The organism is Virgibacillus sp. 7505 (assembly GCF_002272135.1).
Classification (GTDB): domain Bacteria; phylum Bacillota; class Bacilli; order Bacillales; family Amphibacillaceae; genus Terribacillus.
In genome coordinates this window covers 1-309 of record NZ_NPBF01000130.1, presented here as the reverse complement: position 1 = coordinate 309, position 309 = coordinate 1, and the positions used below count along the sequence as shown (strand labels likewise).

Sequence of the window (309 nt, the reverse complement as noted above, 5' to 3'; positions counted from 1 at the left end):
GGACCCATCACTACTCGTTCTCGTCATTGAATTTTGTATGAAATTGCTTTTGATTATATTGAAAACAATCGTAAAAGTCAATCCGCTTATACCTAAGTTTACCCAATGTCCACTCTAACGGCAACGCTGGACAACTTTGCTTCCATGAAACGGTTAACGATAACCGCTCACATCTGCTGGCTTTCCAGCTTCTTGGACTTCGAGCAAATAGCGAAAACAATCTGGCTGTGAGCCATCGACGTCGGTAAAGTGATAGACTTTTGCTAATTCCTCACTTGAAAGCGATTGGCCATTCCAACGGTGCCTGTC

Annotated in this window: 1 pseudogene; it reads right to left on the bottom strand. The window is 43.4% G+C overall.

The window, feature by feature from the left end:
• Positions 1 to 153 precede the first annotated feature (153 nt).
• Positions 154 to 309 (bottom strand): annotated as a pseudogene (locus CHH91_RS21320) (short-chain dehydrogenase); the annotation flags it as partial.